The 14,821-nt window shown below is 63.5% G+C and carries 15 protein-coding genes; 10 read left to right on the forward strand and 5 right to left on the reverse strand.

The features are described 5' to 3' along the window. Positions 1–116: 116 nt before the first annotated feature. Complete coding sequence (locus KHO53_RS22730; RefSeq protein ID WP_010221979.1) at positions 117–1,148, forward strand: AraC family transcriptional regulator; 1,032 nt, start codon at positions 117–119, stop codon at positions 1,146–1,148. Here the strand turns inward: KHO53_RS22730 and KHO53_RS22735 are convergent. The 3 genes from KHO53_RS22735 to KHO53_RS22745 all read right to left on the reverse strand — a co-directional run bounded on the left by KHO53_RS22735 (position 1,117) and on the right by KHO53_RS22745 (position 4,509). Then, positions 1,117–2,646, reverse strand: a complete 1,530-nt coding sequence (locus tag KHO53_RS22735) for a catalase (protein WP_010221981.1) — start codon at positions 2,644–2,646, stop codon at positions 1,117–1,119. The genes KHO53_RS22730 and KHO53_RS22735 overlap by 32 nt on opposite strands. A 159-nt stretch (positions 2,647–2,805) precedes the next feature. Continuing rightward, a complete protein-coding gene (locus KHO53_RS22740) occupies positions 2,806–3,690 on the reverse strand; it encodes a dihydrodipicolinate synthase family protein (protein ID WP_010221982.1) in 885 nt (294 codons plus the stop codon). A gap of 36 nt (positions 3,691–3,726) precedes the next feature. Beyond that, a complete protein-coding gene (locus KHO53_RS22745) occupies positions 3,727–4,509 on the reverse strand; it encodes an aldolase (RefSeq protein WP_010221983.1) in 783 nt (260 codons plus the stop codon). A gap of 159 nt (positions 4,510–4,668) precedes the next feature. Between KHO53_RS22745 and KHO53_RS22750 the strand changes: the two genes are divergently transcribed. Both KHO53_RS22750 and KHO53_RS22755 read left to right on the forward strand, forming a co-directional pair. Continuing rightward, the gene (locus tag KHO53_RS22750) at positions 4,669–5,205 is read left to right on the forward strand and encodes a helix-turn-helix domain-containing protein (RefSeq protein WP_010221984.1); all 537 of its coding nucleotides are present in this window, start codon (positions 4,669–4,671) and stop codon (positions 5,203–5,205) included. Between the two features lie 5 nt (positions 5,206–5,210). Next, a complete protein-coding gene (locus KHO53_RS22755) occupies positions 5,211–5,996 on the forward strand; it encodes an AraC family transcriptional regulator (RefSeq protein WP_036995851.1) in 786 nt (261 codons plus the stop codon). On the opposite strand, the gene KHO53_RS22760 is transcribed toward KHO53_RS22755, so the two are convergent. Then, positions 5,985–6,572, reverse strand: coding sequence for a LysE family translocator (locus KHO53_RS22760; protein ID WP_036995850.1), 588 nt, complete (start codon positions 6,570–6,572; stop codon positions 5,985–5,987). The two genes, KHO53_RS22755 and KHO53_RS22760, sit on opposite strands and share 12 nt — an antisense overlap. Positions 6,573–6,754: 182 nt before the next feature. On the opposite strand from KHO53_RS22760, the gene KHO53_RS22765 reads away from it, so the two are divergent. The 3 genes from KHO53_RS22765 (at position 6,755) to KHO53_RS22775 (ending at position 8,767) form a co-directional block, all read left to right on the forward strand. Continuing rightward, complete coding sequence (locus KHO53_RS22765) at positions 6,755–7,465, forward strand: SDR family oxidoreductase (protein ID WP_159388521.1); 711 nt, start codon at positions 6,755–6,757, stop codon at positions 7,463–7,465. Positions 7,466–7,550: 85 nt separating this feature from the next. Beyond that, a complete protein-coding gene (locus tag KHO53_RS22770; RefSeq protein WP_010221989.1) occupies positions 7,551–8,162 on the forward strand; it encodes a hypothetical protein in 612 nt (203 codons plus the stop codon). Positions 8,163–8,179: 17 nt separating this feature from the next. Further along, entirely contained in the window at positions 8,180–8,767 is a 588-nt protein-coding gene (locus KHO53_RS22775; protein WP_213570906.1) for a hypothetical protein, read from the forward strand. 73 nt (positions 8,768–8,840) lie between these two features. Here the strand turns inward: KHO53_RS22775 and KHO53_RS22780 are convergent, their stop codons facing one another. Further along, the gene (locus tag KHO53_RS22780; protein ID WP_010221991.1) at positions 8,841–9,119 is read right to left on the reverse strand and encodes a DUF7693 family protein; all 279 of its coding nucleotides are present in this window, start codon (positions 9,117–9,119) and stop codon (positions 8,841–8,843) included. Positions 9,120–9,320: 201 nt separating this feature from the next. On the opposite strand from KHO53_RS22780, the gene KHO53_RS22785 reads away from it, so the two are divergent. The 4 genes from KHO53_RS22785 (at position 9,321) to KHO53_RS22800 (ending at position 14,793) form a co-directional block, all read left to right on the forward strand. After that, entirely contained in the window at positions 9,321–10,682 is a 1,362-nt protein-coding gene (locus KHO53_RS22785; RefSeq protein WP_010221992.1) for a M16 family metallopeptidase, read from the forward strand. Between the two features lie 104 nt (positions 10,683–10,786). Next, positions 10,787–11,293, forward strand: a complete 507-nt coding sequence (locus KHO53_RS22790) for a sigma-70 family RNA polymerase sigma factor (RefSeq protein ID WP_026001245.1) — start codon at positions 10,787–10,789, stop codon at positions 11,291–11,293. Next, positions 11,290–12,264: a FecR domain-containing protein gene (locus tag KHO53_RS22795; protein ID WP_213570907.1), complete on the forward strand. Its 975-nt coding sequence runs from the start codon at positions 11,290–11,292 to the stop codon at positions 12,262–12,264. Before KHO53_RS22790 ends, KHO53_RS22795 begins: the two co-directional genes overlap by 4 nt. Before the next feature lie 54 nt (positions 12,265–12,318). Beyond that, entirely contained in the window at positions 12,319–14,793 is a 2,475-nt protein-coding gene (locus KHO53_RS22800; protein ID WP_502937706.1) for a TonB-dependent siderophore receptor, read from the forward strand. Positions 14,794–14,821: the final 28 nt, after the last annotated feature.

Raw genomic sequence — 14,821 nt, forward strand, 5'->3', positions numbered from 1 at the left:
GCTGCCCACGGCCACCTTCAGGTTGGCTTTGAGTCTAGGCAAAGCCTGCGGGCGGGCCTATGCCATAACTGTCCAGTGACACTGGTATTTTTTGCCACACCCTTGCGGAAACCGCCATGCGGGAAAACGATACAGTCGCCGTTTACTTCGTCCATACCATGCTCCATGCCCTGCGCGCCCAGCCTGAGCGGGCCGTCGCGCTGCTGGTCGAAGCCGGTATCGATCCGGCAGTGCTGCAAGCGCCCGCCGCGCGTGTGCCGGCGCCGACCTTTGCGCGCTTGTGGTTGTTACTGATCGAGGCCCTGAACGATGAGTTTTTCAACCTCGACAGCCATGGCATGCCGCAGGGCAGTTTTGCCCTGATCTGCCGCGGCCTGATCCAGGAGCCAACCCTGGAAAAGGCCCTGCGCCAGTGCCTGAACAACTTTGCGCTGTTCTTGCGCGATATTCGCGGGCAATTGACGGTCAGGGGCGCACGCGCGGTGATCAGCCTGCGCACCGCCATCGACGACCCGCTGACACGGGTGTATGCCGAAGAAACCTTCCTCGCGCTGGTGATCAGCCTGCTGTGCTGGCTGGCGGGGCGGCGAATCGTGATTGACCGCACGGCGCTGACCGACAGGCGCCCGGCCCAGGAGGATGATCCGTTACTCTGGGGCGCCAACGTGCAACTGGGCAGTGGCCACACCGAGATCGAATTTGCGGCTGAATACCTGCGCTTGCCGGTGGTCCAGGACCTGACGGCATTGAAGACCTTCCTGCGCAGCGCCCCGCAATGGTTGGTAATCCGCTACCGCAACCAGAATGGCCAGGTGGCCCAGGTGTATCGCTACCTGCGTGCCCGCCAGTACGGCCAGTGGCCGACCCTGCTGGCCATGGCCGAGCGCCAGGGTTTGAGCCCCAGCAGCTTTCGCCGCCAACTGGAGCGTGAAGGCCGCTCGTACCAGCAGATCAAGGACGAGGTGCGTCGGGCCATGGCTTTTGAATGCCTGCGCCAGCCGCACCTGAGTATTGCCGAAGTCGCCGAGCACACGGGCTTCCAGGAGCCCAGTGCGTTTCACCGGGCGTTCAAGAAGTGGACTGGCGAAAGCCCCGGCAGCTATCGTCAGCGCATGCTCAGTCCTGCAGCCGCGCCGCCAGTTGCTTGACCCTGACCAGGTCGCCACCGGCTACCTTGGCCACGCCCTTGCCATATTCAGGATCGGCCTTGTACAGGTACGACAGCATGATGTGCTTGCTGTCGTCATCGCTGCTGGCCAATGACTGGCCGAAGCTGTTGATCAGGTCGCGGCGGTCTTTCTTGTCGTAAGAACGGAACAGTTCACCGGCTTGCTTGAAGTTCTGCTGGCGCTCGATGCCCTGTTGCTGGGTGCTGCCGCTCAAGGGTAGCCGGCTGTAGCGCGCCGACTCGGTCGAGGGGCGCGGCATCAGGCGGCTGGGTTCGTAGTTGACCCCGCCAACCGTGCGTGAGGCATTCAGGGCGCCATCCTGGTTGGCGTTGTTGACCTTGACCCTGGGCTGGTTGATCGGCAGGCCGCCAGCATTGGCGCCAACCCGGTACATCTGGGTGTCGGCATAAGAGAACAGCCGGCCCTGCAGCAGGCGATCCTCCGAGGGCTCGATGCCCGGAATCAGGTTGGCAGGCGCGAGCGCCACCTGTTCGGTTTCCTGGAAGAAGTTGCTGACGTTGCGGTTGAGCACCATCTGCCCGACTTTTCGTTCAGGTACCCCTGGCCAGATCTTGGTCGGGTCCAGGGGGTCGAAGTCAAAACCCGCCAGTTGCTCGGGCTTGAGGGTCTGGATGTACAGCTCCCACTTCGGATGGTCGCCGCGGTTGATGGCATTGACCAAGTCGCTGGTCATGTGGCTGAAATCATGCCCCTGAATCTTGGCCACCTCGCCAGGGGTGAGGTTCTTCTGGCCTTGCAAGGTTTTCCAGCGGAACTTCACGTAGGTGGTTTCACCGTCCCTGTTGACGAACTTGTAGGCATGCACGCTGTTGCCGTCCATGTGTCGATAGCTCAGTGGCGTGCCTTCGTTGGAATACAGCAGGGTCAGGGTGCGGGTGGCTTCGGGCATGTGCGAGAGCAGGTCGAAGCGCCGCGCGTCGTTGCCCAGATTGGTGCGTGGGTCGGGCTTGAAGGCGTGGACCATGTCGGGGAACTTGATCGCATCGCGGATGAAGAAGGTCGGGAAGTTGTTGCCGACCAGGTCCCAGTTGCCATCGGCGGTGTAGAACCGCGTGGCGAAGCCGCGCGGGTCGCGCAGGGTTTCCGGTGAATGCAGGCCGTGTACTACCGAAGAGAAACGCACGAATACCGGGGTGCGCTCCCCCGGGGTGAACACCTTGGCCCGGGTCAGCTCAGAAATGTCGCTGGAGGCGATGAACTCGCCATGGGCACCGGTACCGCGGGCATGAACGACACGCTCAGGTATGCGCTCGCGGTCGAAGCGCTGAAGCTTCTGGATCAACTGCACATCCTGCAGGAGGGCGGGGCCAGTGCCGCCGGCAGTCTGCGAGTTCTGGTTGTCGCCAACCGGGGCGCCATTGTCGCGGGTCAGCGGAGCGGCGAGGGCGCTGCTGGCAATCAGCACGGCCGAGGCGAGTATGCCCAATGTGTAGCCTGAAAAACTGCGGGTACTCATGATGACTGTCCTGTCATGGAAGGGGAGCAGCCGATGATAGAAACGACGGGACAGTGTACCCAGATGGGTTTTCATTACGCGGCGTCAGACTTCTCCGGAACTCGCTGGCGACTATGGGGGGACCCGACACTGCCTCAGTGCCGGGTTGCTGCAGCGCCTCTACGGCATTTGCTTGAGCAACTGCTGCAAGCGCGCCTGGCCTGCAGTGTCGAGGGCGAATACCGGCCGCCGCGGTTCACCCACCGGCAAGCCGGTCATGCCCAGCCCGGCCTTGATGGTCGCCGGCAGGCCACCCTTGAGGATGAACTCCAACAGTGGCAGTTGACGGTAGAACACCGCCTTGGCCGCGTTCAGGTCGTTGGCCTGCACGGCCTGGTACAGCTGCTGGTTCAGCGCGGGGATCAGGTTCGGTGCGGCGGTGCACCAGCCGCTGGCGCCGGCCACGAATGCCTCCAGGGCCAACGGGTTGCAACCGTTGTAGAACGGTACCTTGCCCTCGCCGAGCAACTGCAGCTTGTGCATGCGCTGGATGTCGCCGGTGCTCTCCTTGACCATGGTCACGTTTTCGACCTCGCGCACGATGCGCAGGATCAGCTCCACCGACATGTCGGTACCGCTGGTGGCCGGGTTGTTGTAGAGCATGATCGGCAGCTTGATGCTGGCGCCAATGGCTCGGTAGTGCTCGAAAATCTCCGCTTCGGTGAGCTTCCAGTAGGCCGCCGGCAGCACCATCACCGCATCGGCGCCGTGTTCCTGGGCAAAGCGCGCACGGCGAATGGCGCCGGCAGTGGTCAGGTCGGAGACGCTGACGATGGTCGGTACCCGCCCGGCAATGTGGCGCAGGCTGAACGCGGCCACCTGTTGCCATTCCAGGTCGCTCAGGTAGGCGCCTTCGCCGGTGCTGCCGAGGGGGGCGATGGCATGCACGCCGCCGTCGATCAGGCGGTCGATCGAGCGGCCGAGGGCGTCGAGGTCAAGCTGCTCGCCGTCGGCACTGAACGGGGTGATGGTGTAGCCGATGATGCCGTGAAAAGTCTTGGACATGAAATCTACTCCGCAAGGTAAGTAAAAAAGCTCGGATCAGTTCAGGCAGTCGCCATGCACCCGCAGGCACTGGCGCGCATAGTAGTTGAAGGCAGCGCTGTGGCGTTTGGGCCGGGAGATCCAGTCATGGGCTTCACGGCCCAGCTCAGGGGCAATCGGCTTGATGCTGCCGGCGGCCATGGCCAGCAGTTGCAGCTTGGCGGCGCGCTCGATCAACTGGGCAATCACGCAGGCTTCCTCGATGCTGGCGCCGGTCGACAACTGGCCGTGGTGCGAGAGCAGGATGGCGCGCTTGTCGCCCAGGGCTGCACTGATGATCTCGCCTTCTTCGTTGCCCACCGGCACGCCGGGCCAGGCTTCGAGAAACGCGCAATCGTCGTACAGCGGGCAGAGGTCCATGTGCGACACCTCAAGCGGCACTTCCAGCATCGACAGGGCGGCGACGTGGGTCGGGTGGGTGTGGATGATGCAGTTCACATCCGGCCGCGCGCGGTACACCCAGCTGTGGAAGCGGTTGGCCGGGTTGGGCATGCCCTGGCCTTCGAGCACTTCCAGGTCTTCGTTGACCAGCAACAGGTTGCTGGCAGTGATTTCGTCGAAGCCCAGGCCCAGTTGCTGGGTGTAGAAGGTGCCCGGTTGCGGACCGCGGGCGCTGATTTGCCCGGCAAGGCCGGAGTCGTGGCCGTTGTCGAACAGAATCCGGCAGGTCAATGCCAGCTTTTCGCGCACAGTCCACGTATTATCGGCAAGCGAGCCTTGCATCTGCTTAAGGGCCTGCTGAATCAGCTGGTCCTTGGGGAGTGCCATTGTCTTGGCCATGGGGCTATCCTCGGTGGCGTGATGGGTTGTCACGGCTGACCACCCCGGTTGCTTGGAAGGTGACGGGGCGGTCAAGCTGATGACACAATCAAGGCTATATGACACAAAGTGTCATTAGCAAGAAAAAACTTGCCCATGGCATTGGGAAAACCGCGTCGCATGTCTATTCGATTGAAATTGTTAAGAAAAAAACTGGGTATCACCCTGGATGCGCTGGCTGAAAGCTCCGGCATGACCAAGAGTTATCTGTCCAAGGTCGAGCGCGGATTGAATACCCCCTCGATTGCCGCCGCGTTGAAGCTGGCGCGCGCCTTGAATGTCAATGTCGAGGAACTGTTTGCCGAAGACCAGCCAGGCCATGCGCGCTACAGCCTGGTGCGCAGCGGCGAGCGCCAGGCGGTGGTGGGGCAGGCGCCGGGTTATACGGTGCTGGCCAAGCAGATCGGCAGCCGCAGCCTGTTGCCTTTCATCATCAGCCCGCCGCCGGAATTCAGCGATGCCTCGTTCAAGGAGCATCTGGGCGAAGAGTTCCTGTTCGTCCATGAAGGCCAGGTGGAGGTCGACTTTGGCAATGAACGGGTCATTCTCGAACGTGGCGATGCGCTGTATTTCAACGCCCAGACGCCACACCGCCTGCGTTCGCTGGGCGAGTTGCAGGCCCAGTTGCTGGTCGTGGTGCACGACACCGAGAGCTGATCCCCATGGATGCACACTCCCGCTTCTGGCGTGACCCGGCGCTACCCTTCATCGAAGCACGTCGCGTCGCCGATGGCCGCAAGGTCTGTTATGCGGCGCATTCGCACGAGAGCTTCTCCCTTGGCGCGATCACTGGCGGACGCAGTACCTATGTCAGCGGCGAGCGCCACCAGCAGGTGGCGGCTGGCACCGTGGTCTTGATCAATCCTGGTGTGGTGCATACCTGCAATCCCATCGACGGTCAGCCCTGGTCGTACCTGATGCTCTATGTCGACTGGCCGTGGTTACAGGCGTTGGGCTTCTCGCCACTGGCGGCGATCAGCAGTACTTCGGCGTCGTTGTTCGACGAGGTGCTCAGGCTGTTTGACGTGTTGTTGGATGCGCAATACCCGGCCGCGCGCAAAGAGACCGCACTGCGGTTGTTTTTCGCCGGGCTCAGCCAGCGCCTTGGCGGTTTCGAGTGCTCGGCGCAGCAACCTGACCCGCGCTTGCTGGCGGCTGCGGCCTTTATTCGCGAGCATTGCACCGAGCCTTTGCGCCTTGAGGCCATCAGCCGGGCCGCCGGGTTGTCGACGTCCTACCTGATCAGGGCCTTCAAGCAGCAGTTCGGTCTCACCCCTCATGGTTATCTGCTCGACCAGCGTGTGCAATATGCCCGTGCCCAGTTGCGGCGCGGGCGCTTGATTGCCGAGGTGGCGCTGGAGGCCGGTTTTGCCGATCAGGCGCATTTGCAACGCGCCTTCAAACAGCATCTGGCTGCGACCCCGGGGCATTACCGTTCAGGCCAGTAGCAGGTAGAGGGCGCTGGCCAGCAATATGAACGCCAGACTGCGATTGAACAGCCGCATGCGCCGTGGATTGCCCAGGTGCTGGCTGATCCTGCTGCCAGCCCAGGCCCAGGTGGCGATCGAGAGATAGCAGATAACCAGGTAGATGCCGGTGAACTGCCATAGCAGACGGGATTCACCGTTGTCGACATAGGCGCCGATCCCGGCCACGCAGGCCAGCCAGGCCTTGGGGTTGAGCCATTGCAGGGCGGCGCCGGCAAGCATCGACGGTGCATTCTGGTTGCCTGCTGCGGCCAGCTCACCGCCGTCGCTGGCCAGTTTCCAGGCCAGGTACAGCAGGAATGCCACGCCAGCCCAATGCAGCACCTGAGTCAGTGCCGGCCAATAGCGCAACAGCTCGTGCAGGCCGAGGCCGATCAGCACCAGCAGCACGCCAAAGCCCAGGGTTGCACCGCCGACATGCCGCAGGCTGGCGCGCAGGCCATGGCGGGCGCCAGCGCCCAGGGCAATGATATTGACCGGGCCAGGGGAAATGGAAGCGGCCAGCGCGAAGGCGGCCATCGATAGCATCAGGCTCATGGGATCAGTATCCGGTAGTGGGGAACCGGCACAGACTAAGGGGCGGGAGCGGGCGCGTATTGAAGAAAATTACCCTGATTATTTTCAAGTAAAAATTACAGGTGTTGTGCCGGGTTCGCTGTTTTTCTTTTATTGATAACCGATCAGCATGCAATCACTTTCAACCACAGGCAGTGATCGTCATGCACAACCCTCATCCGTCCTTATTGAACCAGACCGTCGTCGTGCTCGGCGGTGCCAGCGGTATCGGTGCGGCAGTCGCGCGCCAGGCCCGAGACCGTGGCGCACGGGTCATTGTCGCCAGTCGCCAGCCAGGTCCGGTTGGCGAAGGTATCGAAGCAGTGACGCTCGATATCACCGATACCGGGGCGTTGCACGCCCTGTTTGCCGACATTGGCACGGTCGATCACCTGGTGATCAGCGCCGGGCCTGCGGTACAGGCCAAGCCCCTGGCGCAAAGCGACCTGCAACGGGCCCGCGAGGCCTTCGAGGTCAAGTTCTGGGGCGCCTTGCAGGCGGTCCAGGCGGCGCTGCCCTACCTTTCGCCACGCGCCAGCATCAGCCTGACGTCGGGGTTGCTGTCGCGCAAGTTCGTCCCCGGGCAGTTGATCAAGACCACGCTCAACGCCGCTCTCGAGGCTCTGGGCAAGCAACTGGCCAAGGAGCTTGCGCCGCGTCGCGTCAACGTCATCAGCCCCGGGCTGACCGATACCGAAGCGTACGCGGCGATGGATACCGCGCAGCGTGTGGCGATGTTTGACCGCGCCGCGGCCGGGTTGCCGGTTGGGCGGGTGGGGCAAGCCGATGAGGTCGCCGCGGGCTTTATCCTGGCCATGGAGAACGGCTTCATGACCGGCAGCATTGTCGATATCGACGGCGGTGGGCTGTTGTGAGCCGATGAGCGGGCGCAGGTCGTGCTCAAGTTTCACGACCTGCTGCCGAAGCAATATGGCACTGTGCCATATATCAGGACATCCCATGTTGAAAAAGCTGCTCCAGGCCACCGCGATCATCGCCACCCTGTCGATGACCGGCTGTGTGTCCTACAACGTCACCGGCCCTCTGGGCGCTCCGCAACATCCAGCCGCCACCACCAGCCCACGTACGGCGCAGGTCGCTGACGTGGCGGTCTCGGCACCAGGCATCGACGAGGCCACGCGCAAGGCCATCAGCCGCTCGCTGACTGCGCAACTCGACCAGTACGTCGAGGCCGGCAAGTACTTCAAACAGGTCAGCCAATACCCGACACGCCTGGATGAGCAGGACGTCATGCTCAAATTCAACATGACCTCGCTCAAGGGCCATCGCGGCCCCCATCCGGGCTATGTGCCGGGCGCGTTGCTGACCCTGACCGTGTGGATCTGGGTCAACGGCCCGATCTACGTCGACACCTTCGATGTCGCCGGTGACCTGGTGATCGAGGACCGTAACGGCAAGGCCCTGGCCAGCTCCCGCCAGGAACTCAAGCTTGAGCGCAACGTCGGCCTCTACCGCCGTGAATACTGGGCGCCGACCCTGGGGGCACCGCAGCTCAATGAAGTGGTTGCCAAGCTGCTCGACGACGCCACGCTGAAACTGGCCAAACAGTAACGACAAGGACGATTCCCATGCTGCGTATCATCAAAGCCAACCTGCTGCTCGGCGCTGTGTTGCTGACCGGCTGCGTCTCCTATTCGCAACACGAACTGGCGCCAGTGCAGAGCTGGCCGCCACAGGCGCAAGCCCAGGCGGTGAAACCGACCGCCTATGTGCGCGCCACCGCGCAATACCAGGTCAATCGCGGCCAGCCCAATGCCACCGCCGGCAAGCCGGCCGAGGCCTGGGAGCAGGCACTGGTCGACACCTACAAGCAGTCCGGGCGCTTTGCCCGGGTGAGCACGGAAAAGGTCACGGCGGATATCTACGCCGAATCGACCCTGACCAACCACGAACAGTACAACGTGGCGTCGGCGATCATCACCGGGGCGACCTTCTTCATCATCCCGTCCACGGCGCGCAACACCTTCACCCTTGATACGGTGTTCAAGGACAAGGACGGCAAGGAACTGGGGCGCATCAGCAAGAGCGAGTCGGTACGCACCTGGATGCACCTGGTGCTGATCGTCGGGATTCCCTTCCAGCAGGACACCAGCGAACTGGTCCGCCAGTTGACCCAAAGCACGCTGGACGAGGCGGTCAAGCGTCAGTTGTTGTAAGGCCTCATTGCTGCAAGCCAACTCCTACAGGCCCTGCACCAACCCTGTGGGAGCCGGCCTTGCCGGCGATGGGCTACGCAGTAGCCCCGCACAACAATCGCTCGACCTGCGCCAGCTCCCAGGTGCTGAGCAAACTCACCGGATCGGTGCCCCATTGCCAGCACTCGAGCGTGCCTTCGCGGCCGTCGCTGCTGCGGCACGTGAGGCAATGGTGCAGGTGGGTTCCGTCGAAATCCAGGCTCAGGCGCCAGCCGTCGATATCGACCTCAACGCCGACACGCCGCAACGGACGAACGCCGAGGGCGGCATCACGCAGTTGCTGGCACACCTCACGGGCACTCAGGGCTGGCATCTATTTCTCGCTCTCAAGGTACATGGCCTGGGCGACGGGGTCGCGAGGACGCTGAGCATAGTGCGTGCCGGCGCCGCTGTCAGCCGTTGTCCAGGCTTGATCTGCAGCGGTCTAGTGGGTAGCGTGCGCACCTTGGTCTTTTGAGTATCGGTTATGACCCTGATGGAACGACTCTTCACCTGCGCGTTTGGATTGAGCGCAATGGCCCCGGCCCTGGCTGCCGACAACCTGGCTATTCAACACTGGACCCAGCCCAGCGGCGCGCGGGTCTACCTGTTGCCTCAAAGCCAGGCCAGCGACCTGCAGATCCAGGTTGACTTCGATGCCGGCAGCCGCCGCGACCCACTGGATCAACCGGGCCTGGCGGTGCTCGGCGCAGCGCTTGCGGTGGAAGGTGTCCATGCCCAGGGCGATGCCCCGGAGCTGAACGGCAACGCGCTGCGAATGGCCTGGATGCGCCTGGACAGTGAACTGAATACCCAGGTCGATGCCGACCGCTTCAGCTACATCCTGAAAATCACCGACACCAGTGCCCAGCGCCAGGCCGAGGCCACGGCGTTGCTAGGTCGGCAGATTGCCGAACCGGCCTTTGCAGGCAGCATCTGGTTCCGGGCCAAGCCGTATTACATTCGCCAGGTCAACGGCGAAACCACCCGGCGTTTTGCCGGGGTAGGGCAACGCTTTGCCCAGGCGGTGTATGGCGACCACCCCTATGGCCGCGAGCTGACCCGCCCGGGACTGCAGCGCAACAAGCAGATCGACCTGGACGAGTACGCGCTGCCGTTCGGCTATGCCCTGACCCCGGCCATGGTCGAGCGCACCCGCATGGAAGATTTGCGCACGCATTACAGTGCAATGATGCTGCCATGCCGGGCCACGGTCAGCCTGGTCGGCAATCTTGACCGGGCTCAGGCCGATGCCGTGGCCAATGCAGTGCTTGGGCGCTTGCCGAGCGGTCATTGCCCAGCGTTGCCAGCGCTGCCCAAAGTGCAGGCGTTGAGCCAGGCCAGCCGCCAGCAACTGGAACCGCAGCAGGGTACGATCTGGATACAGATCGGCCAGCCGGCAGTGCCACGCAGCGACCCGGACTTTTTCCCGTTGCTGCTGGGCAGCGACATTCTCGGTGGCGAGCACTGGCCGACGCGGCTCAATCGGGCCGTGGGCGCTGAGCTTGGCGGCGATGTCAGTTGGGAATCGGCCAGCTACTTCGCCATGGGCCAACAGGCCGGGGCCTTCGTGATCTCGCTGGAAGTCCCTGCCGGGCATCAGGAGCAGGCACAGAAGGCGGCCCATCAGGCGTTGACGCGCTTTGTCAGCGAGGGCCCGAGCGCCGAGGAACTGGCTGAGGCCAAGGCGCGGCTACTCGAGCTTTTTGCCGGCACCAGCCGCCACCGCCTGCTTGAGCATGTCGCGCAGATCGCCTTGAACGGCTTGCCGGACGATACCCTGGTGACCTGGCGCCAACAGCTTGAGGCGGTGACGCCTGCGCAAGTCAAGGCGGCGTTCAAACGCGTCGTTCAGCCACAGAAGCTGGCGACCGTAGTGGCGGGGCAAGATCTGTAGGAGCGGCGGTGCGGCGATCCGACTTGCCCCGCGAAAAGGGGATTGTGAAATTTCCCACGCATCATGATAATGAGAGTAATTACCATTAATGTGTGATCACCCTCGTGCCGAGCTCTGTCGACTCCAAGGCTATCGTCGCCCACCTCTATAGCGACCATCATCGCTGGTTGCGCGCCTGGCTGTACCGCCGGCTGAACTGCCCGCACGATGCGGCGGACCTGGCCCAGGACACCTTCGTCCGGGCCATGACCAGCAGCGCCTTGCCCGCCCTTGAAGAACCCCGCGCCTTTCTCGCCACCGTCGCCCGCCGCCTGCTGAGCAACTTGTTCCGCCGTCGTGCGCTGGAGCAGGCCTACCTCGACGAGCTGGCGTGCCTGCCCGAACACTGCATGCCCTCGGCCGAAGACGTGGTGCTGGTGCGTGAAGCGCTGGCCGAAATCGACCGCGTGCTCGATGGCCTGCCGGTGCGGGTGCGTCACGCCTTTATCCTGCATCGCCTCGAAGGCATGAACCAGCCGAGCATTGCCGAGCATCTGGGGGTGTCGCTGGCCACGGTCGAGCGCGACCTGCGCCGGGCCTTCGTGCATTGCCTGAGCGCGAGGCCGGAATGAGCAACACACCACTGGACCGCGCCACCCACGAAGCAGTGGACTGGCTGCTCAAGCTGGAGAATGTTCCTGCCGGGAGCCCGTTGCTGGTGGCGTTCAACAGCTGGCTCGAGCAGTCTCCCGGCCACCAGGCCGCTTGGCAGCGGGTCAATGCCTTGCTTGGCGAACCCCTGGCCGATCTGCAGCAAGCCGAACAGCGCAACCCCGGCCAGTTGGCCATGGCCAGCCGCAGTTTGCGTGCCTTGCCTTCGCCGTCGCGGCGCAAAGCGCTGGGCGGCGGTCTGGCGATGTTGTTGCTGGGGCTGGGCGCCGGTGCAATTGGTAATCGGGTGGCGCCGCTGGGCGATTTGCTTGCCGACCTGCGCACCGGCACCGGTGAACGGTGTACCTTCACCCTGGCCGATGGTTCGCGCCTGTGCCTGAACGCGCGCAGCGCGGTGGATGTGCGTTTCAGCGCCGGGCAGCGGTTGGTGCTGCTGCGCGACGGTGAGCTGCAAGCCAATGTGGCCGCAGAACCGGGCCGACCCTTTATCGTCGCTACCCGCGAAGGCCAGGTGCAAGCCCTGGGTACGCGCTTTAGCGTGCGCCAGGAAGAGCGCCAGAGCCTGGTTTCGGTACAACAGCACAGCGTCATGCTCAGCAGCGGCAGTGCGCCAGCCCAGCGCGTGGAAGAGGGCCAGGCCTTCCGTTTTGATGGCCACGGCAGCCAGCCTGTGGCGGCCTCACTACACACCCGTGCGAGCTGGGCCGATGGCCGCATCGATGTCCGCGACGAGCCACTGGGCGAGCTGATCGAGGCCTTGCGCCCGTACCGCGCCGGGCTGTTGCGCATCAGCCCGCAGGCCGCGCAGGTGCGCGTCTACGGCAGCTTCCCGCTGGATGACAGCGAGCGTACCTTGCGCTCCCTGGCCGAGACCCTGCCGATCCGGGTCGACAGCTTTGGCGGCTGGCTGACCCGTATCGATGTGGTCTGAATAAAAATAATTAAGATTTCGCTGAGGGGGTTCGGTTACTGGCGTGTCCTCGTTATGGACAACAACCTCGAACGAGCCAACACCTCCATGCCCGACTCCATGATCCGCCCCAGCCTGCTGGCCCTTGCCATCGCCCTGGGCAGCAGTGCGCCGCTGTACGCGCAGGCGCAAACCGACAGCAGCGTCAGCGCCAGCCAGCGTTTTGATATCCCGGCCGGGGACCTGGGCGAAGCCTTGAGCCACATTGCCCGCCAGTCCGGCCGAGTGCTGTCGGTCAAGCCGGCACTGTTGCAGGGCAAGCGCTCGGCAGCGGTCAGCGGTCAGTTCACTCCCGAGCAAGCGGCGACCCAGGCCCTCAATGGCAGCGGCCTTAATCTCAACATCACCGCCGGCGGCACCTGGAACCTGGTGCCGGCCGAGCAGAGCGGGGCGCTGGAACTGGGCCTGACCCAGATCGTTTCCAACGCCGGCGAAGATGCCTGGGGGCCGGTTCAGGGCTATGTGGCCAAGCGCACCGGCACTGCGACCAAGACCGACACCTCGGTGCTGGAAGTACCGCAGACCATCAACGTCATCACCCAGGATGAAATCAAGGCGCTCGGCTCGCAGACGGTCACCCAGGCCCTGCGCTACACCCCGGGTATCACCGGCGGTGGTTTCTCCGACCGGGTCGGGATTTTCGACGAGCCGACCTCCCGCGGCTTCAGCCCGACGCCGCTGTACCTGGACGGCCTGCACCTGCCTTATGGCGGCGGCAGTACTGGCGGTGCGCTGCAGATCGATCCGTACGCGCTGGAACGTATCGAGGTGATGAAGGGCCCGGCCTCGGTGCTCTATGGCCAGAACCAGCCAGGTGGCCTGATCAACATGGTCTCCAAGCGCCCGACCGCGACGCCGCTGCATGAAGTCAAACTCGGTGGCGGCAGCCAGGACCGGCGTTACGGCGCGTTCGACTTTGCCGGCCCGGTGGATGACCAGGGTGAGTACCAGTACCGCGTGACCGGCATGGGCCTGGACAAGAACGGCGAGGCCGACTACGTCGAACAGCAGCGCTACATGATCGCCCCGAGCCTGACCTGGAGCCCCAACGAGCAGACGCGCCTGACCGTTTACGGCCACTACCAGCGCGACAACGGCGTGCCGGAAGCCCAGGGCCTGCCGGCGGTGGGCACGGTGTTTGCCAGCCCCAATGGGCGGATCAAGCGCAGCCGTTTCATCGGCGAGCCGGGGGTCAACTCCTACGATCGCGAGCAGTACACCTTTGGCTATGAAGTCAGTCATGAGCTGGACGACGTCTGGACCCTCAAGCAGAACACCCGCTACGCCTACGTCGATGACAAATACCGGGCGCCGCTGCACGGCTACGCCTTCGTGCCCAACCCGGTCACCGGGGCCGACGACCAGAGCGCGATGACCCGCTACGGGGTCGACTGGGCCCAGCGCAACAAGGTGTTTGGCATCGATAACATGGCCCAGGCCAAGTTCAACACCTTCGACGTCGCCCACACCCTGTTGATCGGCGTTGATTACTACCACTCCAACTCCAAATTCCTCGGCCTGTACGACCGCAATCCGCCGGTCATCGACCTGTATAACCCGGTGTACGGCAAGCCAATGAACTTCGGCCAGCCGTTCAAATGGGACCGCACCATCAATCAGACCGGCCTGTACGTGCAGGATCAGCTCAAGTGGGACAACTGGTTCCTGACCCTCGGTGGCCGCTACGACTGGGCCGAGGCCGATAACAAGGAGCCGATCGCTGGCACCCATACCACCGTCAAGGACGAGAAGTTCACCGGCCGCGCGGGGCTTGGCTATGCCTTCGACAATGGCGTGACGCCTTATGTCAGCTACTCCGAGTCGTTCCTGCCGCTGAGCGGCGCCGACTACGCGGGCAAGGCGTTCGAGCCGTCCACCGGCAAGCAGGTCGAGGCGGGTATCAAGTACCAACCGCCTGGCCAGGACAGCTTCATTCAGTTGTCGGTGTACGAGATCAACCAGCAGAACATCCTCACCGCCGACGTCGGCAACCCCGGCTTCAACAGCCAGGTTGGCGAACTGCGCTCGCGTGGCGTCGAGCTTGAAGGCAAGGCCAACCTCACCGATAACCTGGGCCTGATCGCTTCGGTATCGCGCAACGACGCGGTTTACACCAAGGACAACGATGGCCGTGAAGGTCGTCATCCGTCGGGCACCCCGCCGATGACCGCATCGCTGTGGCTGGACTATCACTTCACCGGTGATACCCCGATTGCCGGCCTGGGCATGGGTCTGGGTGCACGTTATGTGCGCGGCAGTGACGGCACCGATTTTGCCGATGGCCACTTCAGCATCCCGTCCTATACCGTGTACGACGGCATGGTCTCCTACGACTTGCAGCAGTCGCCATTGCGCCTGAAAGGGGTGAAGTTGCAGGTCAATCTGCAGAACCTGGAAGACAAGGTGTATGTCAGCCGTTGCACCAGCGACGTGGATTGCTACTACGGCGAAGGGCGGACCCTTACCACTGACCTGACCTATAACTGGTAAGACCGACTTGCCCGGCGATGGGCTGCAA

It is taken from the genome of Pseudomonas sp. RC2C2, assembly GCF_018390435.1.
GTDB classification, from domain to species: Bacteria; Pseudomonadota; Gammaproteobacteria; order Pseudomonadales; family Pseudomonadaceae; genus Aquipseudomonas; species Aquipseudomonas donghuensis.

Coding starts and splice junctions, on each gene's coding strand:
- KHO53_RS22730 (WP_010221979.1), top strand. CDS start 117: ATGCGGGAAAACGATACAGTCGCCGTTTACTTCGTCCATACCATGCTC.
- KHO53_RS22735 (WP_010221981.1), bottom strand. CDS start 2,646: ATGAGTACCCGCAGTTTTTCAGGCTACACATTGGGCATACTCGCCTCG.
- KHO53_RS22740 (WP_010221982.1), bottom strand. CDS start 3,690: ATGTCCAAGACTTTTCACGGCATCATCGGCTACACCATCACCCCGTTC.
- KHO53_RS22745 (WP_010221983.1), bottom strand. CDS start 4,509: ATGGCCAAGACAATGGCACTCCCCAAGGACCAGCTGATTCAGCAGGCC.
- KHO53_RS22750 (WP_010221984.1), top strand. CDS start 4,669: ATGTCTATTCGATTGAAATTGTTAAGAAAAAAACTGGGTATCACCCTG.
- KHO53_RS22755 (WP_036995851.1), top strand. CDS start 5,211: ATGGATGCACACTCCCGCTTCTGGCGTGACCCGGCGCTACCCTTCATC.
- KHO53_RS22760 (WP_036995850.1), bottom strand. CDS start 6,572: ATGAGCCTGATGCTATCGATGGCCGCCTTCGCGCTGGCCGCTTCCATT.
- KHO53_RS22765 (WP_159388521.1), top strand. CDS start 6,755: ATGCACAACCCTCATCCGTCCTTATTGAACCAGACCGTCGTCGTGCTC.
- KHO53_RS22770 (WP_010221989.1), top strand. CDS start 7,551: ATGTTGAAAAAGCTGCTCCAGGCCACCGCGATCATCGCCACCCTGTCG.
- KHO53_RS22775 (WP_213570906.1), top strand. CDS start 8,180: ATGCTGCGTATCATCAAAGCCAACCTGCTGCTCGGCGCTGTGTTGCTG.
- KHO53_RS22780 (WP_010221991.1), bottom strand. CDS start 9,119: ATGCCAGCCCTGAGTGCCCGTGAGGTGTGCCAGCAACTGCGTGATGCC.
- KHO53_RS22785 (WP_010221992.1), top strand. CDS start 9,321: ATGGCCCCGGCCCTGGCTGCCGACAACCTGGCTATTCAACACTGGACC.
- KHO53_RS22795 (WP_213570907.1), top strand. CDS start 11,290: ATGAGCAACACACCACTGGACCGCGCCACCCACGAAGCAGTGGACTGG.
- KHO53_RS22800 (WP_502937706.1), top strand. CDS start 12,319: ATGGACAACAACCTCGAACGAGCCAACACCTCCATGCCCGACTCCATG.